General features: G+C 65.5%; 23 protein-coding genes. 17 read left to right on the top strand and 6 right to left on the bottom strand.

Annotation, left to right across the window (positions count from 1 at the left end; translation table 11 throughout):
• The 7 genes from CAG46_RS00110 (at nucleotide 1) to CAG46_RS00140 (ending at nucleotide 9,805) form a co-directional block, all read left to right on the top strand.
• Nucleotides 1-1,362 (top strand): DUF3426 domain-containing protein, encoded by a 1,362-nt coding sequence (locus CAG46_RS00110; protein WP_085614800.1) that lies wholly within the window; start codon nucleotides 1-3, stop codon nucleotides 1,360-1,362.
• A gap of 255 nt (nucleotides 1,363-1,617) precedes the next feature.
• On the top strand, nucleotides 1,618-2,631 hold the full coding sequence (gene dusB, locus CAG46_RS00115) for a tRNA dihydrouridine synthase DusB (protein WP_085614798.1): 1,014 nt from the start codon (nucleotides 1,618-1,620) through the stop codon (nucleotides 2,629-2,631).
• Nucleotides 2,628-2,948 (top strand): DNA-binding transcriptional regulator Fis, encoded by a 321-nt coding sequence (fis, locus tag CAG46_RS00120; RefSeq protein WP_012274390.1) that lies wholly within the window; start codon nucleotides 2,628-2,630, stop codon nucleotides 2,946-2,948. Before dusB ends, fis begins: the two co-directional genes overlap by 4 nt.
• An 81-nt stretch (nucleotides 2,949-3,029) precedes the next feature.
• Nucleotides 3,030-4,637 (top strand): bifunctional phosphoribosylaminoimidazolecarboxamide formyltransferase/IMP cyclohydrolase, encoded by a 1,608-nt coding sequence (purH, locus tag CAG46_RS00125; RefSeq protein WP_063911866.1) that lies wholly within the window; start codon nucleotides 3,030-3,032, stop codon nucleotides 4,635-4,637.
• A gap of 182 nt (nucleotides 4,638-4,819) precedes the next feature.
• Nucleotides 4,820-6,115: a phosphoribosylamine--glycine ligase gene (gene purD, locus CAG46_RS00130; RefSeq protein WP_075046492.1), complete on the top strand. Its 1,296-nt coding sequence runs from the start codon at nucleotides 4,820-4,822 to the stop codon at nucleotides 6,113-6,115.
• Between the two features lie 144 nt (nucleotides 6,116-6,259).
• On the top strand, nucleotides 6,260-9,031 hold the full coding sequence (locus tag CAG46_RS00135; protein WP_085614796.1) for a hybrid sensor histidine kinase/response regulator: 2,772 nt from the start codon (nucleotides 6,260-6,262) through the stop codon (nucleotides 9,029-9,031).
• 177 nt (nucleotides 9,032-9,208) lie between these two features.
• Nucleotides 9,209-9,805 (top strand): MarC family protein, encoded by a 597-nt coding sequence (locus CAG46_RS00140; RefSeq protein WP_013974374.1) that lies wholly within the window; start codon nucleotides 9,209-9,211, stop codon nucleotides 9,803-9,805.
• Here the strand turns inward: CAG46_RS00140 and CAG46_RS00145 are convergent.
• The 6 genes from CAG46_RS00145 to cobG all read right to left on the bottom strand — a co-directional run bounded on the left by CAG46_RS00145 (nucleotide 9,783) and on the right by cobG (nucleotide 15,666).
• Nucleotides 9,783-10,466, bottom strand: coding sequence for a hypothetical protein (locus CAG46_RS00145; protein ID WP_256575036.1), 684 nt, complete (start codon nucleotides 10,464-10,466; stop codon nucleotides 9,783-9,785). The two genes, CAG46_RS00140 and CAG46_RS00145, sit on opposite strands and share 23 nt — an antisense overlap.
• Nucleotides 10,467-10,525: 59 nt before the next feature.
• On the bottom strand, nucleotides 10,526-11,206 hold the full coding sequence (locus CAG46_RS00150) for a hypothetical protein (RefSeq protein WP_085614792.1): 681 nt from the start codon (nucleotides 11,204-11,206) through the stop codon (nucleotides 10,526-10,528).
• A gap of 93 nt (nucleotides 11,207-11,299) precedes the next feature.
• Nucleotides 11,300-12,997 carry a precorrin-3B C(17)-methyltransferase gene (gene cobJ, locus CAG46_RS00155; RefSeq protein WP_085614790.1) on the bottom strand — a complete coding sequence of 566 codons (1,698 nt, stop codon included), beginning with the start codon at nucleotides 12,995-12,997 and terminating at the stop codon, nucleotides 11,300-11,302.
• Nucleotides 12,985-13,719: a precorrin-2 C(20)-methyltransferase gene (locus CAG46_RS00160; RefSeq protein WP_016712210.1), complete on the bottom strand. Its 735-nt coding sequence runs from the start codon at nucleotides 13,717-13,719 to the stop codon at nucleotides 12,985-12,987. Before CAG46_RS00160 ends, cobJ begins: the two co-directional genes overlap by 13 nt.
• Entirely contained in the window at nucleotides 13,716-14,342 is a 627-nt protein-coding gene (locus CAG46_RS00165; protein ID WP_003257545.1) for a precorrin-8X methylmutase, read from the bottom strand. The genes CAG46_RS00160 and CAG46_RS00165 overlap by 4 nt, the downstream gene beginning before the upstream one ends.
• Entirely contained in the window at nucleotides 14,335-15,666 is a 1,332-nt protein-coding gene (gene cobG / locus CAG46_RS00170; protein ID WP_178080666.1) for a precorrin-3B synthase, read from the bottom strand. The genes CAG46_RS00165 and cobG overlap by 8 nt, the downstream gene beginning before the upstream one ends.
• Before the next feature lie 243 nt (nucleotides 15,667-15,909).
• Between cobG and cbiE the strand changes: the two genes are divergently transcribed.
• The 10 genes from cbiE to CAG46_RS00225 all read left to right on the top strand — a co-directional run bounded on the left by cbiE (nucleotide 15,910) and on the right by CAG46_RS00225 (nucleotide 25,639).
• A complete protein-coding gene (cbiE, locus tag CAG46_RS00175; RefSeq protein ID WP_085614786.1) occupies nucleotides 15,910-17,121 on the top strand; it encodes a precorrin-6y C5,15-methyltransferase (decarboxylating) subunit CbiE in 1,212 nt (403 codons plus the stop codon).
• The gene (locus CAG46_RS00180; protein WP_085614784.1) at nucleotides 17,114-18,208 is read left to right on the top strand and encodes a cobalt-precorrin-5B (C(1))-methyltransferase; all 1,095 of its coding nucleotides are present in this window, start codon (nucleotides 17,114-17,116) and stop codon (nucleotides 18,206-18,208) included. Before cbiE ends, CAG46_RS00180 begins: the two co-directional genes overlap by 8 nt.
• Nucleotides 18,205-18,930 carry a cobalt-precorrin-6A reductase gene (locus tag CAG46_RS00185; RefSeq protein ID WP_085614782.1) on the top strand — a complete coding sequence of 242 codons (726 nt, stop codon included), beginning with the start codon at nucleotides 18,205-18,207 and terminating at the stop codon, nucleotides 18,928-18,930. The genes CAG46_RS00180 and CAG46_RS00185 overlap by 4 nt, the downstream gene beginning before the upstream one ends.
• A gap of 253 nt (nucleotides 18,931-19,183) precedes the next feature.
• A complete protein-coding gene (locus CAG46_RS00195; protein WP_025340792.1) occupies nucleotides 19,184-19,621 on the top strand; it encodes an NfeD family protein in 438 nt (145 codons plus the stop codon).
• Nucleotides 19,622-19,647: 26 nt separating this feature from the next.
• A complete protein-coding gene (locus CAG46_RS00200; protein WP_075046500.1) occupies nucleotides 19,648-20,502 on the top strand; it encodes an SPFH domain-containing protein in 855 nt (284 codons plus the stop codon).
• 216 nt (nucleotides 20,503-20,718) lie between these two features.
• Complete coding sequence (locus CAG46_RS00205) at nucleotides 20,719-21,108, top strand: DUF2946 domain-containing protein (RefSeq protein ID WP_024087799.1); 390 nt, start codon at nucleotides 20,719-20,721, stop codon at nucleotides 21,106-21,108.
• A 47-nt stretch (nucleotides 21,109-21,155) separates the two neighbouring features.
• Nucleotides 21,156-21,641 (top strand): copper chaperone PCu(A)C, encoded by a 486-nt coding sequence (locus CAG46_RS00210; protein WP_025340794.1) that lies wholly within the window; start codon nucleotides 21,156-21,158, stop codon nucleotides 21,639-21,641.
• 23 nt (nucleotides 21,642-21,664) lie between these two features.
• Entirely contained in the window at nucleotides 21,665-22,096 is a 432-nt protein-coding gene (locus tag CAG46_RS00215; protein ID WP_025340795.1) for a DUF2946 domain-containing protein, read from the top strand.
• 68 nt (nucleotides 22,097-22,164) lie between these two features.
• Nucleotides 22,165-24,213 (top strand): TonB-dependent copper receptor, encoded by a 2,049-nt coding sequence (locus CAG46_RS00220; RefSeq protein WP_085614780.1) that lies wholly within the window; start codon nucleotides 22,165-22,167, stop codon nucleotides 24,211-24,213.
• A gap of 58 nt (nucleotides 24,214-24,271) precedes the next feature.
• On the top strand, nucleotides 24,272-25,639 hold the full coding sequence (locus tag CAG46_RS00225; protein ID WP_085614778.1) for a PepSY domain-containing protein: 1,368 nt from the start codon (nucleotides 24,272-24,274) through the stop codon (nucleotides 25,637-25,639).
• Nucleotides 25,640-25,694 lie beyond the last annotated feature (55 nt).

Raw genomic sequence — 25,694 nt, forward strand, 5'->3', positions numbered from 1 at the left:
ATGACCGACAGTTTCGTCACCCAGTGCCCGCATTGCCAGACCAGCTTTCGCGTCACCCACCACCAGTTGAGCGTGGCCCGCGGTGTAGTGCGCTGCGGCCACTGCCTGCAGGTGTTCAACGCCGCCAAGCAGCTGCTGGAGCAGAACCGCGCCGGCGGAGCCAGCGCACCTGCGGTGCCGGCACCGATGCCTGCCGCCCCTGCCGAGCCGCTGGCCGAACCGGTGATCGCACCCGAGCCTGTCGCCAGCGAACCCGGCACCACCCCGGACGAGGACTGGGCACTCACCAGCCAGGCGCTGGACGCGCTCGACCTCGACATGGAACTGGAGCGCCTGGAGCGCCGCGGCCAACCGGCCACGGCTCGCCCGGCCAGCCAGGATGACGGCCTGCAGGCGCGGCGTGACGAACTGCACCCGGACGAACATGCCGACGACCTGTTCGGTACGGCTACCGACGAACCGTTCGAACCGCAACCGGCGGTAGAAACCGCGCCCGTGCTGCGGGAGCCGGAGCCCTTGGAGCTGGACCTGGAGCCCGCCCCTGGCGAGCGTACCGAGCCGACGTTAGGTGGCAATCTGGACCTGGACATCGACGACGAGCCGCCGGTACACCGTGCCGCCGAAATCGATGACCACCCCGAATTCAACGAACCGCTGCGTGCCAGCGATGATGAAGCCCCGGAACAGGGCCTGAGCGCCCGCGACGACGAGCCGCTGGAGCTGCACCTGTCGGCGCGCGATGACGAGCCTGTCGAGCCGCTGCCCGGCGAACGCCTGGAACCAGGCCTTGCCGGCAAAGCCGAGCGCCCGGCGCGCAAGGAGCCGCTGGTCGACGTGGTCGACGACCCGCTGCAACTGGGCTGGGAAAAACCCGCACCCAACTGGGGCAAGCGCCTGCTGTGGGGCTTCCTGACCCTGCTGGCCGCTGGCTTGCTGGCGTTCCAGTACGTGTGGTTCCACTTCGACGAAATGGCCCGCCAGGACCAGTACCGGCCGCTCTTCCAGCAAGTCTGCCCGTTGGTCGGCTGCGAAGTGCCGACCCGCGTCGATATCGCCCGAATCAAGAGCAGCAACCTGGTGGTACGCAGCCACCCGGACTTCAAGGGCGCACTGATCGTCGATGCGATCATCTACAACCGCGCGCCGTTCGCCCAGCCGTTCCCGCTGCTGGAACTGCGCTTCGCCGACCTCAATGGCCAGCTGATCGCCAGCCGGCGCTTCAAGCCCAGCGAATACCTGTCTGGCGAACTGGCCGGGCGCGGCGAAATGCCCAGCCAGACCCCGATCCACATCGCCCTGGACATCCTCGACCCGGGGCCGAAGGCCGTCAATTACAGCCTGAGCTTCCGCTCGCCGGAATAACCACCAACCCTGTGGGAGCGGGCGTGCCCGCGAACACGGGCGAAGCCCGTGCCATCCATTGCGCCGCCTGCTTCGCGGGCACGCCCGCTCCCACAGGGGCCGCGCAAGGTCCTGGATCCTCCCCCCATACCAAATGTCATAAGCCGACAACTGTTCAGATTTTATCCAAATCCATCTTTATCCGGTCACCGAGAGCGGGTATCATGCCAACCCTTTTTCGAACTCCAAGATTCGGCCCCACAACAGGGATCACCTATGTCGGCGGTACGCATCGGCCCATACACACTACGTAACAACCTGATCCTCGCGCCCATGGCCGGGGTCACGGACCAGCCTTTCCGTACACTTTGCCAGCGCCTGGGCGCCGGCATGGTGGTGTCGGAAATGGTCTCCAGCGACATGAGCCTGTGGAACAGCCGCAAGTCGAGCCTGCGCCGCATCCATGAAGGTGATCCCGAGCCACGCTCGGTACAGATCGCCGGTGGTGATGCGCAGATGATGGCAGCGGCGGCAAAGGCCAACGTCGAAGCTGGCGCCCAGATCATTGATATCAACATGGGCTGCCCGGCAAAAAAAGTCTGCAACAAAGCCGCAGGCTCTGCTTTATTGAGAGATGAAGCCTTGGTCAGCGAGATTCTCCACGCCGTGGTCGGCGCCGTGGACGTCCCGGTGACCCTGAAGATCCGCACCGGCTGGGACCGGGCGAACAAGAACGGCCTGAACGTGGCGAGGATCGCCGAGCAGGCCGGCATCCAGGCGCTGGCGGTGCATGGCCGCACACGCGCCGACCTGTACACCGGCGAAGCCGAATACGACACCATCGCTTCCATCAAGCAGGCGGTGTCGATCCCGGTTTTTGCCAACGGCGATATCACCTCGCCAGAAAAGGCCCGGGCGGTGCTGGACGCCACCGGGGTAGACGGCCTGTTGATCGGCCGGGCCGCCCAGGGGCGGCCATGGATCTTTCGCGAGATCGAGCATTACCTGCGCACTGGCGAACACCTGCCAGCGCCGCAGCTGGACGAAGTGGAACGCATCCTGCTGGAGCACCTGGCCGCGCTGCATGCCTTCTATGGCGATGTGATGGGCGTACGTATCGCCCGCAAGCACGTTGGCTGGTACCTGGCAACACGACCCGGTGGCAAGGAGTTTCGCTCCCGGTTCAACGCTTTGGAAGACACACAAGCGCAGTGCGCCAACGTTCGCGCGTTTTTCAGCGAACGTCGACAGAGCCTTGAGACAGAGGACGGACAAGGGGTGGCCGCATGACGATGATGACCGAGACATTTGTGAGTGGAACAACGCCCGTGAGCGACAACGCCAACCTGAAACAGCACCTCAACACGCCGAGCGAAGAGGGCCAGACCCTTCGCGACAGCGTCGAGAAGGCGCTGCACAACTACTTCGCCCACCTGGAAGGCGCGACCGTGACGGACGTGTACAACCTGGTGCTCTCCGAAGTCGAGGCGCCCCTGCTCGAAAGCGTGATGAACTACGTGAAGGGCAACCAGACCAAGGCCAGCGAGATGCTCGGGCTGAACCGAGGCACCCTGCGCAAGAAGCTCAAGCAGTACGACTTGTTGTAAGCCAGAATCCCAACCAGAAAAGGCGGCTCCCTGAACAGAGGCGCCTTTTTTGCTGACTCCACCGCGTTATTGGAACCCGAAATGACCGACCAGACTACCCGCCTGCCAGTCCGCCGCGCCCTGATCAGCGTCTCCGACAAGACCGGTATCCTCGAATTCGCCCGTGAGCTGCAGCAGCTCGGTGTCGAGATCCTGTCCACCGGCGGCACCTACAAGCTGCTCAAGGACAACGGCGTCAACGCGGTGGAAGTGGCCGACTACACCGGCTTCGCCGAAATGATGGATGGCCGGGTCAAGACCCTGCACCCGAAAATCCACGGTGGCATCCTCGGCCGTCGCGGCACCGACGACGCCATCATGAACGAGCACGGCATCAAGCCGATCGACCTGGTAGCAGTCAACCTGTACCCGTTCGAAGCCACCATTTCCAAGCCTGGCTGTGATCTGCCGACCGCCATCGAGAACATCGACATCGGCGGCCCGACCATGGTCCGTTCGGCTGCCAAGAACCACAAGGACGTGGCCATCGTGGTCAACGCCAGCGACTACGCCGGCATCGTCGAAGGCCTCAAGGCCGGTGGCCTGACCTACGCCCAGCGCTTCGACCTGATGCTCAAGGCGTTCGAACACACCGCCGCCTACGACGGCATGATCGCCAACTACATGGGCACCATCGATCAGGCCAAAGAGACCCTGAGCACTGAAGGCCGCAGCGAATTCCCGCGCACCTTCAACAGCCAGTTCGTCAAGGCCCAGGAAATGCGCTACGGCGAGAACCCGCACCAGAGCGCGGCGTTCTACGTGGAAGCGAAAAAAGGCGAAGCCAGCGTTTCCACCGCCATCCAGCTGCAGGGCAAGGAACTGTCGTTCAACAACGTGGCCGACACCGACGCCGCACTGGAGTGCGTGAAGAGCTTCGTCAAGCCGGCCTGCGTCATCGTCAAGCACGCCAACCCATGCGGCGTGGCCGTGGTACCTGAAGACGAAGGCGGTATCCGCAAGGCCTACGACCTGGCCTATGCCACCGACACCGAGTCGGCGTTCGGCGGCATCATCGCCTTCAACCGCGAACTGGACGGCGAAACCGCCAAGGCCATCGTCGACCGCCAGTTCGTCGAAGTGATCATCGCCCCGAAAATCTCCCAGGCTGCCCGCGACGTGGTTGCCGCCAAGCAGAACGTACGCCTGCTGGAATGCGGCGAGTGGCCAGCCGAGCGCGCTGCCGGCTGGGACTTCAAGCGCGTCAACGGTGGCCTGCTGGTGCAGAGCCGCGATATCGGCATGATCACTGCCGATGACCTGAAGATCGTCACCAAGCGCGCGCCGACCGAGCAAGAGATCCACGACCTGGTGTTCGCCTGGAAAGTGGCCAAGTTCGTCAAGTCCAACGCCATTGTCTACGCCAAGCAGCGCCAGACCATCGGCGTCGGCGCCGGCCAGATGAGCCGCGTCAACTCCGCGCGCATTGCTGCAATCAAGGCCGAGCATGCCGGCCTGCAGGTGCAGGGCGCAGTCATGGCGTCGGACGCGTTCTTCCCGTTCCGTGATGGCATCGACAATGCGGCTAAAGTGGGTATCAGCGCCGTGATCCAGCCGGGTGGTTCGATGCGTGATGCCGAGGTGATTGCTGCTGCTGACGAAGCCGGCATCGCCATGGTCTTCACCGGTATGCGCCACTTCCGCCACTAAACAGATGCAGGGCCGATCGCCGGCCCTTGTAGGAGCGGCCTTGTGTCGCGATAGGGCCGCAAGGCGGCCCCGGCAATTTCTGCTGCGAAGCTGAAAACCTGGGGCCGCTACGCGCCCCTTTCGCGACACAAGGCCGCTCCTACAGGAAGCGGGATCGGCCAGACAGAATTCGAGGTTTTGACATGAAAGTTTTGATCATCGGCAGCGGCGGCCGTGAGCACGCCCTGGCCTGGAAAGTCGCCCAGGACCCACGCGTGGAAAAAGTCTTCGTTGCCCCGGGCAACGCCGGCACCGCCATTGAAGCCAAGTGCGAGAACGTCGCCATCGACGTGTGCGCCCTGGAGCAACTGGCTGACTTCGCCGAGAAGAACGTCGACCTGACCATCGTCGGCCCGGAAGCACCGCTGGTCATCGGCGTGGTCGACCTGTTCCGCAGCCGCGGCCTGGACTGCTTCGGTCCGACCAAGGGCGCGGCCCAGCTGGAAGGCTCCAAGGCCTTCACCAAGGACTTCCTGGCGCGTCACAAGATCCCGACCGCCGACTACCAGAACTTCACCGAAATCGAGCCGGCGCTGGCCTACCTGCAGGAAAAAGGCGCGCCGATCGTGATCAAGGCCGACGGCCTGGCCGCGGGCAAGGGCGTGATCGTCGCCATGACCCTGGAAGAAGCCGAAGCCGCCGTGCGTGACATGCTGGCCGGCAACGCCTTCGGCGATGCGGGCTCCCGCGTGGTGATCGAGGAGTTCCTCGACGGCGAGGAAGCCAGCTTCATCGTCATGGTCGACGGCCAGAACGTGCTGCCCATGGCCACCAGCCAGGACCACAAGCGCGTCGGCGACCAGGACACCGGCCCGAACACCGGCGGCATGGGTGCCTACTCCCCTGCCCCGGTGGTCACCGCCGAAGTGCACCAGCGCGTGATGGACCAGGTGATCTGGCCGACCGTGCGCGGCATGGCCGAGGAAGGCAACGTCTACACCGGCTTCCTCTACGCCGGCCTGATGATCGACAAGGCGGGCAACCCCAAGGTCATCGAGTTCAACTGCCGCTTCGGCGACCCTGAGACCCAGCCAGTCATGCTGCGCCTGGAGTCGAGCCTGGTGCTGCTGGTCGAGGCCGCATTCGCCAAGGCGCTGGACAAGGTCGAAGCACAGTGGGACCCGCGCCCGAGCCTGGGCGTGGTACTGGCTGCCGGCGGCTACCCGGGCGACTACGCCAAGGGTGACGTGATCAACGGCCTGGACGCTGCCGCGAAGATCGAAGGCAAGGTGTTCCACGCCGGTACTGCGCTCAAGGATGGCAAGGTGACCACCAACGGCGGCCGCGTGCTGTGTGCCACCGCCATGGGCAGCACCGTTGCCGACGCGCAGCAGCAGGCTTACCGCCTGGCCAAGGAAGTAAGCTGGAACGGCAGCTTCTACCGCACCGACATCGGCTACCGGGCCATCGCCCGCGAGCGCGGTGAGCACCAGCAGTAAGTTGTACCGGGCTGCCGCAGCGCGCTCCAGCACCTTGCGCCTGCGGCATCCGGCTCGTCGACAGGGCCCCGAGGGGCCTTGCCTTCGACTTGGCGCGCCGCGCATAGTTAATACCCGGCACCTTGGCTAAGAAGGGATTTCGTAGTGCGTCGGCTTCGGATTGCCTCAGCTCTGATCGTCAGCTTGCTGACCTTGCTCTGCATGTTCCCGGCTGCGGCCGAACATGACGGAGGCTGGGCCGTTCTGCTCGACGAACAGGCCAACCTGCAACTGAGCGACGTGCGCTCCGAGCGTTACCGCAACCAGTTCAGCCCGCTGGTACTCGCCGACCTGGATGCCGCCCCTGCGGAACAGGCCCTGTGGCTGCACTACCGCCTGGAGCCCGGCGAGCAGGAACAACTGCTGCGGGTTTTCGCCCCAGACCTTTCTGGCCTGGACCTCTACGCCCTCGAGGGCGACCAGCTTCTGCGTCAGCTGCACCACGGGCGCCAGGCCGGCAATGCCAGCCCGACCCTGCGTGGCAGCGACCATGTACTGCCCCTGCCCAACAGCAAGCAACCCCTGGATATCTACCTGCGCCTGGTTTCCGAGCACCAGCTGCGCCCGGCCATCAGCCTGGAGCCTGCGGCCGTGGCAGCCTCCGACCAGCGCCAGCCACTGCTGTTCGGCATGCTGTTCGGCGGCCTGGTGATGCTGATCATGCACAACCTGATCCGCTTCCTCTACAGCCGCTCCAGCACCACCCTGATCCTGGCGCTGTACCACGGCCTGATGCTGCTCAGCGGCCTGATCCTGCTGAACCTCAGCGGCCCCTGGTGGCACGTGTGGCACAGCGCGCAGACGCCCGCCGCATACCTGACGCTGGTCCTGGCCGGCCTGGCCGGGCTGTGTTTCACCCAGCATTTCTTCTCGCCATGCAACTCGCCACGGCTCAACCGCCTGCTGCAGGGCGAGATGCTGGTGGTCGGGTTGAGCGGGTTGGTGCTGCTGTTCGTCGACACCCTGCCCCTGAACCTGATGACCTACGCCCTGATGGCCCTGGGCAGCGTGAGCATGCTGCTGGTCAGCAGCTACCACTGGTACAAGGGCTATGCACCCGCACGCCTGTTCAGCCTGGCCATGGTGGTGTTCAACCTCGGTGGGCTGGTGCTGCTGCCAGCGCTGCTGGGCCTGACCCGTACCTCGACGCCCTGGCTGCTGTGCATCTTGCTGGGGCTGACCGTGACCAGCGGCCTGCTGCTCAACCTGGCAGTCAGCGAACGCCTGCGGCGCATGAGCGAAGAGCGCTTCAGCGCCAGCCGCGCCCTGGCCGCCAGCGATGCCGAAATCAACGCCAAGGCCGAGTTCCTGGCCAAGATCAGCCACGAAATCCGCACTCCCATGAACGGCGTGCTGGGCATGACCGAGCTGCTGCTGGGCACGCCGCTGTCGGTCAAGCAGCGCGACTACGTGCAGACCATTCACAGCGCCGGCAACGAACTGCTCACGCTGATCAACGAGATTCTCGACATTTCCAAGCTGGAATCCCGGCAGATCGAACTCGATGACGTGCAGTTCGACCTCAACGCGCTGATCGAGGATTGCCTGAACATCTTCCGCGCCAAGGCCGAACAGCAGAACATCGAACTGATCAGCTTCACTCAGCCGCAGGTACCACGGGTGATCAGCGGCGACCCGACGCGCCTGCGCCAGGCCTTGTCGAGCCTGCTGGAAAATGCCCTGAAAAACACCGACCAGGGCGAGATCCTGCTGGTAGTGGCGCTGGACCAGCGCGGCGAGGTACCGCGCCTGCGCATCGCCGTGCAGGACAGCGGCGAACCGTTGCCCGCCGCTGACCGCGAAGCCCTGCTGCAGGCCGAGTTGCACAGCCACCACTTCCTGTCCAGCAACAAGCTGGGCGGCCACCTGGGGCTGGTCATCGCCAAGCAGCTGATCGGCCTGATGCAGGGTGAGTTCGGCATCAAGAGCAGCACCGGCATGGGCAACACCCTGTGGCTGACCCTGCCACTGGACCCTTCGCGCCTGGAACAGCCACCGGCCGACCTGGACAGCCCGCTGCGCGATGCTCGTGTACTGGTGGTGGACGACAACGACACCTGCCGCAAGGTGCTGGTACAGCAGTGCAGTGCCTGGGGCATGAACGTCAGCGCGGTCCCGTCGGGCAAGGAAGCCCTGGCCCTGCTGCGCACCAAGGCCCACCTGCGCGACTACTTCGATGCCGTGCTGCTGGACCAGAACATGCCAGGCATGACCGGCATGCAGCTGGCCGCCAAGATCAAGGAAGACCCGAGCCTGAACCACGACATCCTGGTGGTGATGCTCACCGGCATCAGCAACGCGCCGAGCAAGGTCATTGCGCGCAACGCCGGGGTCAAGCGGATCCTCGCCAAGCCGGTGGCCGGCTACACGCTGAAAACCACCCTGGCCGAAGAACTGGCCCAGCGCGGCCGCGAGCAAGCCATACCAGCCAGTTTGCCCGGCATCCCCCAGGCACTGGACCTGCCCGGCGATTTCCGCGTGCTGGTCGCCGAGGACAACAGCATCTCGACCAAGGTGATCCGCGGCATGCTCGGCAAGCTCAACCTCGAGCCCGACACCGCCAGCAATGGCGAAGAGGCCTTGCAGGCGATGAAGGCGCAGCGCTATGACCTGGTGCTGATGGACTGCGAAATGCCGATACTGGACGGTTTCTCGGCCACCCAGCAGCTGCGCGCCTGGGAAGCCGCCAACCAGCGCCAGCGCACCCCGGTGGTGGCGCTGACCGCGCACATACTTGCCGAACACAAGGAACGCGCCCGCCTGGCGGGCATGGACGGGCACATGGCCAAACCGGTGGAACTGTCGCAGTTGCGAGAGCTGATCCAGTACTGGGCCAATCACCGGGAAGCCAAGGTGGATCCGGTGCATAGTTCCTGATCTGAGGCGCCTGTGCCGGCCTCTTCGCGGGTGAACCCGCTCCCACAGGGATAGCATTGCCTTCAGGCCTTATGCAGTACCTGTGGGAGCGGGTTCACCCGCGAAAAGGCCGGTACAGGCTATCAACAGAATCTGCTGATAAACTCTGCCCAGCCATAACTGCCTGGACTAGCCCCCATGCTCCATGAGTTGTTCAGCGTCTACCTGAAAATGCTCGTGCTCTACAGCCCGTTCTTCGTGCTGTCGTGCTTCATCAGCCTGACCCGCGGACACTCCAGCAAGGAGCGCAAGCAGCTGGCCTGGAAGGTGGCCATCGCCGCGCTGATCGCCAGTGTCCTGCTGTACCTGTTCGGGCGGGCGATCTTCGGCATCTTCGGCATCACCGCCGACGCCTTCCGCATCGGCGCTGGCAGCGTGCTGTTCATCTCGGCACTGGGCATGGCCCAAGGCAAGTCCGCGGTACAGGCCGACAACGTGCAGCAGGATGTCACCATCGTGCCGCTGACCATCCCGCTCACCGTCGGCCCCGGCACCATCGGTGCACTGCTGGTAATGGGCGTCGGCCACCCGCACTGGGACGACAAGCTGTTGGCCATCATCAGCATCGCCCTGGCCAGCTTTACCGTCGGCCTGGTGCTGTACCTGTCACACCGTATCGAGCGCATCCTCGGCGACCAGGGCCTGCAGATCGTCAGCCGGCTGATGGGACTGTTCGTCTGCGCCCTGGCTGCACAAATCATCTTTACCGGTATCAAAGGCTACCTGGCGCCCTGACCATCGCCGCATTGAGGTCGAACCGATACTCCCCCTGCGCATCCTTGGTTTTCATCAATGCCTGCAGTTCATCTCGCTGGTGTTGGAAGCGCCCGTTATCCAGCTGCAAGGAAACGCCATTGAACCCGGCTTCGCCCTCCAGCGCCTTTTCGACCAGCAGCATGTCCTGAGAGATGCCGGCGATCGGCTTGTCGAACTGCAGGGTGATACTGCAAAGGTCGAGCGCCGGCCCCGGCTTGAGCAGGCCAAGCTCGATCACCAGCTGCGAACCCTGCGTGCTGAACTTCAGCTGGTGGCGAAAACCTTCGATCGATCGGCCCAGGCCGCTTCTGACTGCAGCCAGCACGGCCTCATGACGGATCGAGCGCATCTTCAGCCACGCCTCGAGCGGCTGTATCTGCGCGCTGCGCGCGGGTTGCCCCAACTGTTTCAGGTCATGCGTACTGGCCAGCTTGATCCAGCCCAGTTGCCGATATGCCTCGCGATAGGCGTCATACCAGGCTTCATAGTTGTCAAAGCGTGACCCCGCATTCCTGTTGGCCACCAACTGGGCGTAAAGGATGGAGTCGAAGGCAGCCTGGCGTTGAGTCTGGCCAGCGTCCGCGCGATACAGTAATGCCGTCCCGCCAATCAACATCAGTTGTTCAGCTGTTCTGTCCATTGCGTTGCCTCGTCACAAAGAGCCGAACAAGGCGGCGTTGCAACAACGCCGCCTTGCAATCAGATGTCGTACTGGAGAACGTTCTCGACGCTGCGCACGCCGAGTTTGTTTTCCACGGTTTCGCGGACCTTGTCGTAGACGAAAGTGTTGAGGGTGAGCACAGCCATGCCGGCGTAGTACTCGGTCTTTTCCAGCTTCCACTGGATACCCAGGATGTCATCATCCAGTTGTGGGGCAGACGCCTGGATGCAGCTCACCACCATGACCACATCGTTGTTGTCGGTTTCGACGCAGGCGGCCATCCCGACCATGCCCCTGACCTTGTTCTTGCGCTTGTGATCGACCACCTTGAGGTCATTTTCGACGGTGGTGAGTTTGTCGAAGGCCGCCTTGGCCAGCACACCCAACTTGGTACCACCCAGCACCGCATTACCGACCGCACCAATCGCCCGTACAGCGACAGCACCTATGGTGACAGACAGCTCGGCAGAGGTTTCCAGCTCGAAGGTGCGACGAGGGATGGTAAAGCCAAGATCACGCATGACATCGATGAACCGGTCGTACCACTCCCTGCTCTGTTTTTCGGCATCGAAGGACTTGTCAGCCACCAAGGTGGCAAAGTGGAAGGCGTTCTTTACGTCATGACGGCTTTGCGAAGACATGCCTGCGCCGCAGGCCAGCAGGTTGCCTTCGACCAGGATGGCTGTGTCGGTTGCAGTGACTTGTGTTTCTGTGGACATGTGGAAACTCCTAGATAGTTGCCCCCCGAGTCAGGGGCGACCACCTTAGCCAGCGCGCCCAGGATGCAGCGCGCTGAAGGGTTTCCGGTGCAACTAGTCGGCCGACGGGTACCAACGCGGCGTGTAGGCCCACACCCCACCCGAGAGGCGAGGAAACACGCAGGTTGTAGATGAACCCACCAGCACCATGGTGCGCATGTCGACCATTTCCGGCAGCAGCTCGGCCAATGTGACGACCTTCAGCGTCTGCCCCGGCCTACCGATGTCACGGCCAAGGACTACAGGCGTGTTCCCCTCGCGGTGCCGACGCACGACCTCCAGCGCTACCCCGAGCTGGTACGGCCTTGCCTTGGAGATCGGGTTGTAGAACGCCAGCACCAGGTCGGCCTGGGCCGCCAGGTCCAGGCGCTTTTCAATGATCGACCATGGCTTGAGGTTGTCCGACAGCGACATCACGCAGAAGTCATGCCCCAGCGGCGCGCCCGCCTGGGCAGCGGTCGCGAGCGAGGCCGACACCCCCGGCAGGATCTCGAGATCCACCCGGTGCCAGGCCGGCTCAGTGGACTCGTGCAACGCTTCAAGTACCGCAGCTGCCATGGCGAACACACCCGGGTCACCCGACGACACCACCACCACCGAACGGCCCTGGGCTGCCAGTTCGAAGGCATGCCGGGCACGCTGCATCTCTTCACGGTTGTCGGTGCAGTGCAGCACCTGGTCGTCACGGAACGGGCCGGCCATGCGCACGTAGGTTTCGTAACCGAGCACATCCTCGGCTCGCGCCAGTTCGGCCTTGACCGCCGGCACCATCAGCTCGGCTGCACCCGGCCCCAGGCCGATGACCGCCAGGCGACCCCGACGACGACCGATCTGCGCCACCTCGACCGGGGCAGGCGCCACCGCGATGACCACGTCTGCCACCTCGATCAGCTGCGCAGCAGGCAATGCCGCAGCAACCATCCCGGCTAGATCATGCGTCTTGGCAGCAAAGCGCAAGGCAATCCCCAGGGCCTGTGCGGCCTCGTGCAGGGCATTGTCGGCCATGGCTTGCTCGTCGGCCAGCAGGCAGGCCACTGCCGGCTCGGCGATGCCGGCCTGCTGCAATGCCGCACGAATACTGGCCAGGCTGCCGCCAGCAACACCCACTACCACCGAACGCGGGTGGATCAGCAGCTCGTCGCGGCTGGCCGGGCGGGCCTGGTGCCCCACATGGATGGTACGCCGAGCCGCCTCGCTGGCAGGCAACTGCGCCTGTTGCAGCCACGGCGCGTCACCTTCGATGCGCACCGCCTCGCCAGCCAGCAGGTCGGAGACAAAGCGCTTGCCTTGCTCGATATCCGCCAGCGCATAGCCCTGTGGCGGGTTCAGCAGACAGGTGCCGAAACGCAGCTCGCCGCTGGTGGTGATGGCCGCAGCAACGCCCAGTGCTTCAGCGATTTCACGCGCCATCACGTTCACACCGCCAAGGCCACCGAGCAACGGCACTACGGCACTGCCGTCTTCGGCCACGGCCAGTACCGGTGGCTCGACACCTTTCTCGCTGAGCAGGCTGGCCAGGCTGCGGATGACGATACCCGCCGCGCACAGGGCGATGATCGGCGTGTTCTGCTGGTACAGCCCACGCAGGGTATCGCCGAACGCGGTGTAGCAAAGATCGGCACCCTCGACCCGGCCTTCCAGGCCATGGATCGATGCTTGTGGATAACACTGCTGGATACGCTGCGCCGTGGCCAGGCTGCCCTGGCCAAGGATGACGATCGCCGGTGCCTGATGCATGCTCAGCCCTGCCATTTTTCACCCGGCACGATGATCAGCGAGAAGTACGGCGACGACTGTGGGTCGACCTGGTCCAGCGGCACGATCTTCTGGTTGGCCATGGTCGCCCGCTCCACATACAGCGCGCGCCCGTCCAGGCCCAGTTCGGCCAGCACTTCGCGCACCTTGGGGAAGTTGCGGCCAAGCTTCATGATCACCGCCGCGTCGGCGTCGGCCAGGCGACGCTTGAGCTCTTCGGCTGGCAACACGCCAGACAGCACCGACAGGCTCTGGTTGCGGTAAACCAGCGGCGCGCCCAGTACCGAGGCGCCACCGAGCATCGAGCAGACGCCGGGGATCACTTCGGCCTCGTAGCGCTGCGCCAGGCGGTCGTGCAGGTACATGTAGGAACCATAGAAGAACGGGTCGCCTTCACAGATCACCGCCACGTCGCGGCCGGCATCCAGGTGCTCGGCTACCTGCACGCTGGCCTCGTCGTAGAAGTCGCTGATCACCTGTTCATAGGACAGCGGCGCTGGCAGCGCTTCGGTGGTTACCGGGTAGACCAGCGGCAGCAAGGTCTGCTCGGGCTGCAGGTGCGCCTCGATGATGCCGAAGGCGTTGCCGCGCTTGCCCTTGGCCACGAAGTAGCCGACCACGGGCGCTTCACGCAGCAGGCGCAGGGCCTTGAGGGTAATCAGTTCAGGGTCGCCAGGGCCCACGCCCAGGCCCAGCAGACGTCCACGCGGCGCCATCATTCCACCTCCGTGGCGAGGGCGTTGACCGCAGCGGCGGCCATCGCGCTGCCGCCCAGGCGGCCTTGCATGATCACGAACGGCACGCCACGGCTGTCGGCGGCGAGCATCGCCTTGGACTCGGCGGCACCGACGAAACCGACCGGGAAGCCGAGGATCAGTGCTGGTTTCGGGGCGCCGGCGTCGAGCATTTCCAGCAGGTAGAACAGTGCGGTAGGCGCGTTGCCGATCACCACCACACTGCCTTCCAGGTGCGGTCGCCACAGCTCCAGGGCCACGGCGGAACGGGTGTTGCCGGCGTCTTTCGCCAGGCCCGGTACGCTCGGGTCGCGCAGGGTGCAGATGACCTTGTTGTCGGCGGGCAGGCGGGCGCGGGTAATGCCTTCGGCGACCATGTGCGCATCACACAGGATCGGCGCGCCGTTCAGCAACGCCTCGCGCCCGGCCCGGCCGGCGCCTTCGGAGAACTGCAGGCCATCGATGGCGTCGACCATGCCACAGGCGTGGATCACGCGCACGGCGAGCTTTTCGAGGTCTGCGGGGATCCGCTCGAGTCGGGCTTCCTCGCGGATGATCCGGAAGGAATTGCGATAGATCTCCTGACCATCGCGGATGTAGTCAATCATCAAGGTGCTCCGTCGGCAGGTCGAGCATGGCGCCTGCTTCATTCAAGGTAAGGTCGGTGGCGCGCAGGGCGCCGAAGCCCGGCAGGCGCGCATCACGCAGGTACAGGTCGTAACGGCCCGGCGCGCGGGCCAGCAGGGTGGCCGGGGCAACATGGGCCACGGCGCAGGATCGGGGGCAACCGGACAAGTGCACGCTACCGGGCACGCCAGGGCCGAGCAGTGCAGCCAGGGTGACGGCGTCGGCCTTGGTCTCGCCCAGGGCCTTGGTACAGCCACTGGCGCCGGTACAGGCGCTTATGCGTGCCAGTGGCTCATGGTCGTGGCATAGCAGGCCCAGTGCGGACAACCCGGCCTGGGCGTGATCGATGTGTTGGGCTTGCAGGTTGGTCAGCACCAGGCTTTGCCAGGGGCTCAGGCGCAGGCTGCCATCGCCATGTTCACGGGCAACGCGCGCAGCGCCACGCAGCATGGCCGGGGTCAGGCGCCCCTGCGGCGGGGCAACGCCCAAGGCGACGCCCTGCGCCTGCGGCAGAACGCCCAGCCACGAGACGTTGCTGGGTGCACGCCGCCATGCGAGCACGGCGGCATCGCGGCGGATGGCCAGGCCGAGCCCGTCGATGAAATCGGTTGCCGAACACACCTCAAGCAACTGGCGCATGCGCGACTGTGCCGGGGTGGCCAGGTCGAGGAAGCGCTCCAGCACCGCACGCACCAGTGCCAGGCCTTGGTCCGCCGGCACCGCACCGAGCACCTGGCCGTCTGCCGGGCAACCCGCCAGGCCGAACGCCAGCCAGGTCTGCTGCTCCAGGCGCAGGGCCGACAGCCACAGGTCATGGGGGTGTTCAAGCATGGCCAGGTTTTCGCCGGCATCCAGCTGCACGGCGAACTTGGCCGACAACTGATGAAAACGCGGGGTGCCTTCCAGCAGGTCGAGGATCTGCCCGGCCAGCGGCCGAGCGTCCAGCAGCATCGCCGGGTCATGCCCGGCCAGCGGGCTGAGCATCAGGTTGCGTACATCGTCACCGGCGGCATCACGTGGGCCCAGGCCGGCAGCGAGCAGTGTCTCGACCAGGCCGCGATGCTCGCTGCCGATGCCGCGAATCTGCAGGTTGCCGCGGTTGGTGGCCTCGATCACGCCACCGGCGAAACGCTCGGCAGCCGCCGCCACTGCGTCGGCCTGGTCGGCCAGCAGCAGGCCGCCCGGCAGCTTGATGCGGCAGATGCCGCCATCACGGGCACTGACGATGCGCCACAACCCCGGGCAGGCCGAGGGACGGGGCGATACATGGGAGGCATGGGCCTGGGTCAAAGGGGCGTCCGGCAATCTGTGAAAATGCGCTTGAGTGTAGAAGGCGCGGTATTATGCCTGCTTTGTCCGGCGGCATGAAAAGCCGGTGGTCGAGCATCATCGACGATCGAGTAGAAATTCAGGACCGCGTCGCCTTCTTCGCGGGCTCGCCCGCTCCCACAGGATCACCGCTGCCCTCAACGGCTGCGCTGTACCTGTGGGAGCGGGCGAGCCCGCGAAGGGGCGCGCAGCGGCCCCAAAAATGGCGGAATGAAATACATGGCACCCTGGCTGACAGTTGTAGGTATCGGCGAAGACGGCTTCAGCGGCCTGGGCAAGCAGGCCCGGCGCGCGCTGCTGGGCGCTGCGCGGATCTTCGGCAGCCCGCGCCAGCTGGCCTTGCTGCCACGCTGCGTGGTCGGCGAACGGCTGGGCTGGCCAAGCCCGTTCTCGCTGGCCCCGGTACTGGCCCTGCGCGGCCAGCCGGTATGCGTGCTGGCCAGCGGCGACCCAATGTTCTACGGCGTCGGCGCCAGCCTGGCGCGCCAACTGCCCGCCGCTGAAATACGCGTGCTGTCGATGCCCTCCTCCTGCGCCCTGGCCGCCGCCCGCCTGGGCTGGCCACTGCAGGACGTACAGGTGGTATCGCTGGTCGCTCGGCCCCTGGCAGCGCTCAATGCCCACCTGCACAGCGGCGTGCGCCTGCTGGTGCTGAGCAACGACGGCGACAGCCCGGCAGCAATTGCCACGCAGCTGCGCGAGCGGGGCTTCGGGCCAAGCCGCCTGCGGGTCTTCGAACACTTGGGTGGCGTGGACGAACGTGAGTTGGCCGGCACCGCCCAGGACTGGCCGCACAGCGACGTCGCCGCGCTCAACCTGGTAGCCATCGAGTGCCTGGCCACACCCGAGGCGCCGCGCCTGCACCGGCTGGCCGGGTTGCCGGACAGCGCCTTCCGGCATGACGGCCAGCTGACCAAACGCGATGTCCGCGCCATCACCCTGGCCCGCCTGGCACCACAGCCCGGCGAGCTGCTGTGGGACGTGGGTGCCGGCTGCGGCTCGATCGGCATCGAATGGATGCGCGCCCACCCGGCCTGCCGCGCCTTGGCCATCGAGGCCGACGAAGGCCGCCAGGGCTTCATCGAACACAACCGCGATGCGCTGGGTGTACCCGGCCTGCAACTGGTCCGCGGCAAGGCACCGGCAGCGCTGGAGGGCCTGGAGCAACCGGATGCGATCTTCATCGGTGGCGGCGTCACCCGCGAAGGCGTGCTCGACCTGTGCTGGGCAAGCCTGCGCCCCGGCGGCCGGCTGGTAGCCAATGCGGTGACCCTGCAAAGCGAACTGGCCCTGGCGCATTTCCGTGAACGCCACGGTGGCGAGCTGACCCGCATCCATGTCGCCCATGCCCAGCCATTGGGCGCGTTCGACACTTGGCGCCAGGCGCTGCCGATCACCTTGCTGGACGTGGTGAAACCCGCCGATGCGTGAAGAAACCCGCGAACAGCCCGCTCCCCTGCGCAGCGGCCTGACCACCGGCAGCTGCGCCACCGCCACCAGCCTGGCGGCAGCACGCTTGCTGCTTGGTGGCGAGAGCAACGACGCCGTCAGCATCACCCTGCCCAAGGGCAAGGTGGTGCAGATGCGCCTGGAGTTCTGCCGCCTCACCAGCCAAGGTGCCGAAGCGGGCACGCTCAAGGACGCCGGCGACGACCCGGACGTGACCCACGGCGCCCTGCTCTATAGCCAGGTGCGCCTGCTGGCCGAACCGGGCATCCGTTTTGTCGCCGGCACCGGCGTCGGCACTGTGACCCGCCCGGGGCTGGTGCTGGCGGTGGGTGAGCCGGCCATCAACCCGGTGCCACGGCGCATGATCAGCGAACACCTGCAACGCCTGGCGGACGAATGCAGCTACCCCGGTGGCTTCGAGGTCACGGTCAATGTGCAGGGCGGCGAGCAACTGGCCCTGAAGACCATGAACCCGCGCCTGGGCATTCTCGGCGGGCTGTCGATCCTCGGCACCAGCGGCATCGTGCGGCCGTTTTCCTGCGCGGCCTACATCGCCTCGATCCACCAGGGCATCGACGTCGCCCACACCAACGGCTACACACATATCGCCGCATGCACCGGCAACGCCAGCGAGGACACCATGCGCCGCGTCTATGGCCTGCCGGAAATAGCCCTGATCGAAATGGGCGACTTCGTCGGTGCGGTGCTCAAGCACCTGCGCAAGGTGCCGGTGCCACGCCTGACCCTGTGCGGCGGTTTCGGCAAGATCAGCAAACTGGCTGCCGGGCACATGGACCTGCATAGCCGCCACTCCAGCATCGACCTGCCGCAACTGGCCGGCTGGGCGGCGGACATCGGCGCCGACGAGGCGCTGCAGGCATCGATCATTACTGCCAACACCAGCCAGCAGGCCCTGGCACTGGCCCATGCAGCCGGCATCCCCTTGGGTGACGCGGTGTGCGGCCACGCCCTGGCCTTTGCCCGCAGCGTGGTGCCAGCGCAGGTGCAGGTGGAGGTGTTCGCCATCGACCGCCAGGGTGGCATCGTCGGCCGGGCAGGTGTGCAATGAACGGGCGCATCCTGCTGCTGGGCGGCGTCACTGAAGCCCTGGCCATCGCTCGCCGCCTGGGCCCGCAGCACGTCTACAGCCTGGCGGGCATCGGCCGGGTGCCGCAGGACCTGCAATGCCAGGTTCGGGTCGGCGGCTTTGGCGGCGCCGAAGGGTTGGCCAGCTACCTGCACGAGGCAGGCGTCACGTTGCTGATCGATGCTACACATCCCTATGCCGCACAGATCAGCCGCAATGCGGCCAACGCCGCACGCATGGCCGGTATCCCGTGCTGGGCCTTGCGCCGCCCGGCCTGGCAGGCGCAAACGGGGGACGATTGGCGCGAGGTCGAGGACTGGGCGGGGTTGATCGAGGTACTCAAGCCGTTTCGCAGGCCATTGTTCACGCTGGGGCGTGAGCCGCTGCAACATCTGGACGAGATACCGCCGGAGCAGTTCTGGACCTTGCGTGCGCTGGAGGCGTGCCCTGGCAATGATCGCTGCGAAGTGATTGGCGCACGCGGGCCGTTCCATATCGAGGATGAGCGGGCGTTGTTCCAGCGCCGCAAGATCGATGTACTGATCAGCAAGAACAGCGGCAGCGTGGCGACCGAACCGAAGCTGGAAGTGGCGCGGGAGCTGGGGATACCTGTGCTGATCCTGAAGCGACCGGCGTTGCCGGATGTGGACCGGGCATTCGACTCGCCAGCCGACCTGGCTGCGGCACTCGACCTGCGCGGATAACAAATTCCGTAAGCGCACCGCAGATCCCTGTGGGAGCGGGTTTACCCGCGAAGAAATCAACGCGGTGCATGGCACCGGCTTCGCCGGTGTTCGCGGGTGAACCCGCTCCCACAGGGGACGCGGCAACTTTCATGTATTTGCACAAGACAGTTGCTCCTACAGCCATTTCGGACTTTTCTTGCAAACCATGAAGTGGCCATGTGCCGCACTGCTACCTTAAACTCGGCACTCTCTCCCGGAAGGCGCTACCCATATGGAAATGCAATGGTGGATCTGGCTGGTCTTCGGCATCGCGCTGATCCTGCTCGAACTGGTCCTGCCGACGTTCTTCATCCTCTGGTTCGGCATCGGCGCCGTGCTGGTGTCGCTCATTTCGCTGGCCGCCCCCAGCCTGCAACTGGACATGCAGGTGCTGCTGTGGGTGCTGATGTCGTCAGTCACCACGGCACTGTGGTTCAAGCTGTTCCGGCGCAAGCAACCAGACGTGCGCTGGACCGCCGAAAGCGTGATCGGTGAAGTAGGGCTGCTGACTGCTGGTGTGTCGGAGTTCCAGAAAGGCCGTGTGCGCTTCCAGAAGCCTATCCTCGGCAACGAGGAATGGACCTGCGTCGCCAACAGCGAGATCGCGGCCGGCGAGCGGGTACGCCTGACCGCCATCGAAGGGAACACCGCCCGGGTCATCCGGGCCTGAATCCGCACTAAAAGGAATTTCGCATCATGACCAGCCTCATCGTCGTCGTCGCCATCGCCCTGTTCGTCCTGATCACCGTGTTCAAGGGGGTGCGCATCGTGCCCCAGGGCGAGGAATGGGTCGTCGAGCGCCTGGGCCGCTACCAAAGCACGCTCAAGCCCGGCCTGAACATCGTCATCCCGTACATGGACGTGGTCGCCTACCGCCTGCCGACCAAGGACATCATCCTCGATGTGCAGCAGCAGGAAATCATCACCCGGGACAACGCGGTGATCGTCGCCAACGCCCTGTGCTTCGCCAAGGTGGTCGACCCGCAGAAGGCCTCCTATGGCGTGCAGGATTTCTCGTTCGCCGTCACCAGCCTGACCATGACCTCGCTGCGCGCCATCGTCGGCGCCATGGACCTGGACGAAGCGCTGTCCAGCCGCGAGCAGATCAAGGCGCGCCTGCGCGAGGCGATGTCCGAGCAGACCGAAGACTGGGGCGTGACCGTACGCTCGGTGGAAATCCAGGACATCAAGCCCTCGGAGAACATGCAACTGGCCATGGAGCGCCAGGCGGCAGCAGAGCGTGAGCGCAAGGCCGACGTGACCCGTGCCGAAGGGGCCAAGCAGGCGGCGATCCTGGAAGCAGAAGCACGCTTGCAGGCTGCCAGGCTGGATGCCGAAGCGCAGATCAGCCTGGCCGAGGCCTCGGCGCGGGCGATTACGCTGGTCAAGGACGCGGTCGGCAACGAGACCGTGCCGGCGATGTACCTGCTGGGCGAACGCTATGTGGGGGCGATGGAGAACCTGGCGGGCAGCAGCAATGCCAAGGTGGTGGTGCTGCCGGCGGACCTGCAGGAGACCGTGCGTGGGCTGATGGGGCGTGGCAAGGCTTGATAATGCTGGGGGCGCTTTGCGCCCCATCGCGACACAAGGCCGCTCCTACAGGTTACCCGCTGCCCTTGGGCCGGTGATAATCCTGTGGGAGCGGGCGTGCCCGCGAAGCAGGCGACACCGCTTCAACAGCATGCCTGCGTCACTTCACCGCACCCCGCCATTTTTACCTATACTCCGCCTTACAATACCCACCACGATTCCTGACCGGATCTCTCCATGCCCCCACGTCGGCACATCGCCTGGATAGCCTGCCTTGCAGTGCTGTTCAACCTGCTGGCCATGCCGCTGTCTTCCGCCGCGCCCAAGGGCCCGGCCGAGCAGCTGCTGTGGGGGGCCTTCTGTTCCAGCATGGCCAACAAGGCCAAGGTCGACGTCCAGGCCCTGGCCAAGATCGACCTCGGCCCGCAAAGCGACGACAGCGCCAGCATGATGAATTGCTGGTGCTGCTCCGGTGCCGCGCCGCTGCTGGCCCTGCCCGGTTACCCGCCGCAGCTGCACAACCCGCCGATACTGCTCGCCGGCCTGCTGCCGCCACCCGCCGACTACCACGCCACGCCGCGCCAACTCTGGCCGGCGCTCAATCCCCGTGCCTCTCCGCTGGCCTGAGTTCTTCACGCTGTCTGCCTGAACCTGAACAGAAACGGAGATTCACCATGCTCAAGCACGCCCTCGTCATGGCCGCCCTGCTGCTGCCCGGCGCCTTTGCCAATGCCCACGAATACAGCGTGGGTGACCTGCACATCGCCCACCCCTGGTCACTGCAGCTGCCCCCCAACGCCCCCAACGTCGCGGCGTATTTCGTGGTGCACAACAACGGCCAGGCCGACGACCGCCTGCTCAGCGTCGACAGCCCCATCAGCGATGACGCACAACTGCACGAGCATGCCATGAGCGCCAGCGGTGCCATGAAGATGCAGCAGGTGCCCAGCGTGGTGGTGCCCGCAGGCAAGGACCTGACCTTCGCCCCCAGCGCCTACCATGTGATGCTGATGCAGCCCAAGGACCGCAGCCTGCTCAGCGACGGCAAGCGCTTCCCGTTGACCCTGCACTTCGAAAAGGCCGGCGATATCACCGTCGATGTGGCCGTGCAGAAGCAGGCGCCGACGGACCAGCCGCAAGCCCACGAACACGCGCACTGATCACCCGCTGAAAGGCACTCGCCATGAGCCTGCCGCGCAACAGCATCAGCCGTACCACCCGCCCTGACCGCAGGCGCGCCGGTGGCGGATGGCTGAGCCTGTTCGCCATGTGGATGATCTTCATCGGCCCGCTGATTTCCCAGTCGATGCCGATGGACCACCACGCCGGCATGAGCATGCCGATGGACATGCCGATGGCCACCGCCCATCAGCATGGCGGCGACACCCATCACGGCCAGGCTGGCGATGGCCAGCTGCATGTGATGTGGGAAAAGTGCGGTTACTGCAGCCTGTTGTTCAACTGCCCGGCCCTGCCCCAGGCCCTCAGCCCGCTCAGTGCCGGCAGCGTCGTACCCACCACTCACCTGTTCGCACCCACGCGCCAGGGCCATGCCCGGCAGGCTGTATTCCCCGGCGCGCGCAGCCGCGCCCCACCTTCCTCGATCAACGTCTGAACCCACATTTTTTGCGCACGGAGCCAGGAGGCTTCGCGCTGACTCATGACTGATCGACTGGAATCATTATGTCCGGCTGCACCCCTGTTTTTGCCTTGTCCCTGCGTGGGACCATCGCCGCCGTGTGCGGCTCGCTGCTCGCGCCCGTGGCCCTGGCCGCCGACCCAGGCCATGAAGGCCATGCACACGACGCCCCCGAGCTAAACCCGACGGTGATCACCGCGGTGGCCCCGAGCTCGCCGCTGACCGTGGTCACCAACCCGAAAGACCCGCGCCAGCCGGTGCCGGCCAGCGATGGCGCCGACTACCTGAAGACCATCCCCGGCTTCTCGGCCATCCGCGCCGGCGGCACCAACGGCGACCCGGTACTGCGCGGCATGTTCGGCTCGCGCCTGAACATCCTCACCAATGGCGGCCTGATGCTGGGCGCCTGTCCCAACCGCATGGACGCCCCCACGTCGTACATTTCGCCGGAAACCTACGACCGCCTGACCGTCATCAAAGGCCCGCAAAGCGTAATCTGGGGCCCGGGCGGCTCGGCGGGCACCATCCTCTTCGAGCGCGAGCCGGAAAAGTTCGGCACCCTCGGCAGCCGGGTCAATGCCAGCCTGCTGGCCGGCTCCAACGGCCGCTTCGACAAGGTGCTGGACACTGCCGCCGGCAACGACCAGGCCTACGCCCGCTTCGTCGGCAACCAGTCGCGCTCGGACGACTACCACGACGGCGGTGACAACACAGTGCCGTCACGCTGGGACAAGTGGAACGGCGATGTCGCTCTCGGCTGGACCCCCGACCAGGACACCCTGCTGGAACTCACCGCCGGCAAGGGCGATGGCGAGGCCCGCTATGCCGGCCGCGGCATGGACGGCTCGCAGTTCAAGCGCGAAAGCCTGGGCCTGCGTTTCGAAAAGTCCAACCTCGGCGAGGTGCTCGACAAGGTCGAGGCGCAGGTCTACTACAACTACGCCGACCACGTGATGGACAACTACAGCCTGCGCACGCCTTCGGGCAGCGGCATGATGGGCATGCCGATGGTCAGCAACGTCGACCGCCGCACCATGGGCGCACGCATCAAGGCCACCTGGCGCTGGGCTGATGTTCAACTGATCGGCGGCATCGACGCGCAGACCAACGAACATCGCAAGCGCGGAGGCATGGGTGTGGACGCGCACAAGGGCCAGGCCTGGACCAAGGACGCCGACTTCCACAACTACGGTGCCTTCGGCGAGCTGACCTGGTACGTCAGCGGCGAGGACCGGTTGATCAGCGGTGCCCGCCTGGACCGCGCCTCGGCCCGCGACTTCCGCGCGACCAGCGCCACCAACGGCGACACCCGCGCCGACACCCTGCCCAGCGGCTTCGTACGCTACGAGCACGACCTGGCGGCGCTGCCAGCCACCACCTACATCGGCCTCGGCCATGCGCAACGCTTCCCCGACTACTGGGAGCTGTTCTCGGCGGGCGGCCCCACCGGCTCGGTCAATGCCTTTGACAGCATCAAGCCGGAGAAGACCACCCAGCTCGACTTCGGTGTCCAGTACCGCGACGAGCGCATGGAAGCCTGGGCTTCCGGCTACGTGGGGCAGATCCGCGACTACATCCTGTTCGACTACCAGGGGATGAGCTCCCGGGCCCGCAATATCGACGCCCGCATCATGGGCGGCGAACTGGGCGCGGCCTACCAACTGACGGAAAAATGGAAGGCCGACGCCACGCTGGCCTACGCATGGGGCAAGAACAGCAGTGACGGCACAGCACTACCGCAAATGCCGCCCCTGGAAAGCCGCCTGGGCCTGACCTACAGCCGCGATGTGTGGAGCGTCGGCGCACTGTGGCGGCTGGTGGCGGCGCAGAACCGCATCGCCGAGAACCAGGGCAACGTGGTCGGCAAGGACTACGACAAGAGCGCCGGCTTCGGCGTGTTCTCGCTCAATGGCGCCTACAAGGTAAGCAACCACCTCAAGCTCAGCGCAGGGGTCGACAACCTGTTCGACAAGACCTACGCCGAGCACTTGAACCTGGCCGGGAACGCCGGGTTCGGCTACCCGGCTACCGATCCACAGCCGGTCAACGAGCCAGGCAGGACCTTCTGGACCAAGGTCGACTTCAGCTTCTGACAACAACAACGGGCGCGGCGCAGGTCGCGCCCATCTGCTGGTCAAACAGGAGGTTCCCATGAGAGGAACACGCATCAACTTCTACAACCTGGCCTGGCGTTGGCACTTCTATGCGGGGCTGTTCGTGGCCCCGTTCATGATCCTGCTGGCAATTACCGGGATCATCTACCTGTTCAAGCCGCAGCTCGACCCGCTGCTGTACCGCGAGCTGATGGTGGTCGAAGCCGGCCACCACCGACAGGGCGCGGACACGATGCTGGCCGAGGTGCGCAAGGCCTACCCCAAGGGCCACGTTGGCCAGTACCTGCCGCCGCTGAACGCCGAACGCAGCGCACAATTCGTGGTGCATGACGCCGGGCGCGAACTGAACGTGTTCGTCGACCCCTACAGCGGCAAAGTCCTCGGCGAACAGGATGGCAAGCAGAACCTGCAGGCCATCGCCCGCGCCCTGCATGGCGAACTGATGGTCGGCACGGTCGGTGACCGTTTGGTGGAACTGGCTGCGGGCTGGGGCATCGTGCTGGTGGTGTCGGGCCTGTACTTGTGGTGGCCACGCGGGCGCAATGGTGCTGGCGTGCTGTGGCCACGGCTGTCGGCACGCGGCCGACTGTTCTGGCGCGACCTGCACGCGGTAACCGGTTTCTGGGGCTCGGCCTTGTTGCTGCTGATGCTGGTCAGCGGCATGACCTGGACCGGCCTGTGGGGCAAGCAGTACGCCGACTTGTGGAACCGCTTTCCGGCGGCCATGTGGAACGACGTGCCCAAGTCGGACCAGCAGGCGGGTGAACTCAACAGCGCGCACCGCCAGACCGTGCCTTGGGCGATTGAGAACACGCCGATGCCGCAGTCCGGTGCACACGCCGAACATGCCGGGCATCACATGATGTCGAGCGCGCCGGCAGCGCCGCAGATAAGCCTGCAGCAGGTCGAAGATATCGCTACCGCGCGCCAGGTCGAACCGGGTTACAGCATCACCGCGCCGACCACGGCCGATGGCGTGTTCACCATCGCCGTATTCGCCGACGACCCGCGCAACGACGCCACCCTGCATGTCGACCAGTACACCGGCAAGGTGCTGGCCGATGTGCGCTGGCAGGACTACAGCCCGGTCGCCCGGGCCACCGAGCTGGGTGTGATGCTGCATGAAGGCAAGATGTTCGGGGCGTTCAACCAGATCATCATCCTGCTGGTGTGCCTGATGATCTTGCTGGGCTCGGTGAGCGGGCTGGTGATGTGGTGGAAGCGCAGGCCAGCCGGCGGGCTGGGTGTGCCGCCGCTGCGCCATGACCTGCCGCGCTGGAAAGTAGCGGTGGGGGTGATGCTGGTGCTGGGGTTGATGTTCCCGCTGGTGGGGGTGTCGATGGTGGTGATGTGGCTGGTGGATAGCTTGGTGGTGAGGCGCGGCCGGGTGCTGGCCAGCGCTTGAGTCTTGGCCTGTACCGGCCTCTTCGCGGGCTTGCCCGCTCCCACAGGGTCACCAC

The organism is Pseudomonas sp. B23(2017) (assembly GCF_002113725.1).
Lineage (GTDB): Bacteria > Pseudomonadota > Gammaproteobacteria > Pseudomonadales > Pseudomonadaceae > Aquipseudomonas > Aquipseudomonas putida_Z.

What these genes read in the sequence shown, in the direction of transcription:
- CAG46_RS00110 (WP_085614800.1), top strand. Translation starts at nt 1, where the DNA reads ATGACCGACAGTTTCGTCACCCAGTGCCCGCATTGCCAGACCAGCTTT.
- dusB (WP_085614798.1), top strand. Translation starts at nt 1,618, where the DNA reads ATGTCGGCGGTACGCATCGGCCCATACACACTACGTAACAACCTGATC.
- fis (WP_012274390.1), top strand. Translation starts at nt 2,628, where the DNA reads ATGACGATGATGACCGAGACATTTGTGAGTGGAACAACGCCCGTGAGC.
- purH (WP_063911866.1), top strand. Translation starts at nt 3,030, where the DNA reads ATGACCGACCAGACTACCCGCCTGCCAGTCCGCCGCGCCCTGATCAGC.
- purD (WP_075046492.1), top strand. Translation starts at nt 4,820, where the DNA reads ATGAAAGTTTTGATCATCGGCAGCGGCGGCCGTGAGCACGCCCTGGCC.
- CAG46_RS00140 (WP_013974374.1), top strand. Translation starts at nt 9,209, where the DNA reads ATGCTCCATGAGTTGTTCAGCGTCTACCTGAAAATGCTCGTGCTCTAC.
- CAG46_RS00145 (WP_256575036.1), bottom strand. Translation starts at nt 10,466, where the DNA reads ATGGACAGAACAGCTGAACAACTGATGTTGATTGGCGGGACGGCATTA.
- CAG46_RS00150 (WP_085614792.1), bottom strand. Translation starts at nt 11,206, where the DNA reads ATGTCCACAGAAACACAAGTCACTGCAACCGACACAGCCATCCTGGTC.
- cobJ (WP_085614790.1), bottom strand. Translation starts at nt 12,997, where the DNA reads ATGGCAGGGCTGAGCATGCATCAGGCACCGGCGATCGTCATCCTTGGC.
- CAG46_RS00160 (WP_016712210.1), bottom strand. Translation starts at nt 13,719, where the DNA reads ATGATGGCGCCGCGTGGACGTCTGCTGGGCCTGGGCGTGGGCCCTGGC.
- CAG46_RS00165 (WP_003257545.1), bottom strand. Translation starts at nt 14,342, where the DNA reads ATGATTGACTACATCCGCGATGGTCAGGAGATCTATCGCAATTCCTTC.
- cbiE (WP_085614786.1), top strand. Translation starts at nt 15,910, where the DNA reads ATGGCACCCTGGCTGACAGTTGTAGGTATCGGCGAAGACGGCTTCAGC.
- CAG46_RS00180 (WP_085614784.1), top strand. Translation starts at nt 17,114, where the DNA reads ATGCGTGAAGAAACCCGCGAACAGCCCGCTCCCCTGCGCAGCGGCCTG.
- CAG46_RS00185 (WP_085614782.1), top strand. Translation starts at nt 18,205, where the DNA reads ATGAACGGGCGCATCCTGCTGCTGGGCGGCGTCACTGAAGCCCTGGCC.
- CAG46_RS00195 (WP_025340792.1), top strand. Translation starts at nt 19,184, where the DNA reads ATGGAAATGCAATGGTGGATCTGGCTGGTCTTCGGCATCGCGCTGATC.
- CAG46_RS00200 (WP_075046500.1), top strand. Translation starts at nt 19,648, where the DNA reads ATGACCAGCCTCATCGTCGTCGTCGCCATCGCCCTGTTCGTCCTGATC.
- CAG46_RS00205 (WP_024087799.1), top strand. Translation starts at nt 20,719, where the DNA reads ATGCCCCCACGTCGGCACATCGCCTGGATAGCCTGCCTTGCAGTGCTG.
- CAG46_RS00210 (WP_025340794.1), top strand. Translation starts at nt 21,156, where the DNA reads ATGCTCAAGCACGCCCTCGTCATGGCCGCCCTGCTGCTGCCCGGCGCC.
- CAG46_RS00215 (WP_025340795.1), top strand. Translation starts at nt 21,665, where the DNA reads ATGAGCCTGCCGCGCAACAGCATCAGCCGTACCACCCGCCCTGACCGC.
- CAG46_RS00220 (WP_085614780.1), top strand. Translation starts at nt 22,165, where the DNA reads ATGTCCGGCTGCACCCCTGTTTTTGCCTTGTCCCTGCGTGGGACCATC.
- CAG46_RS00225 (WP_085614778.1), top strand. Translation starts at nt 24,272, where the DNA reads ATGAGAGGAACACGCATCAACTTCTACAACCTGGCCTGGCGTTGGCAC.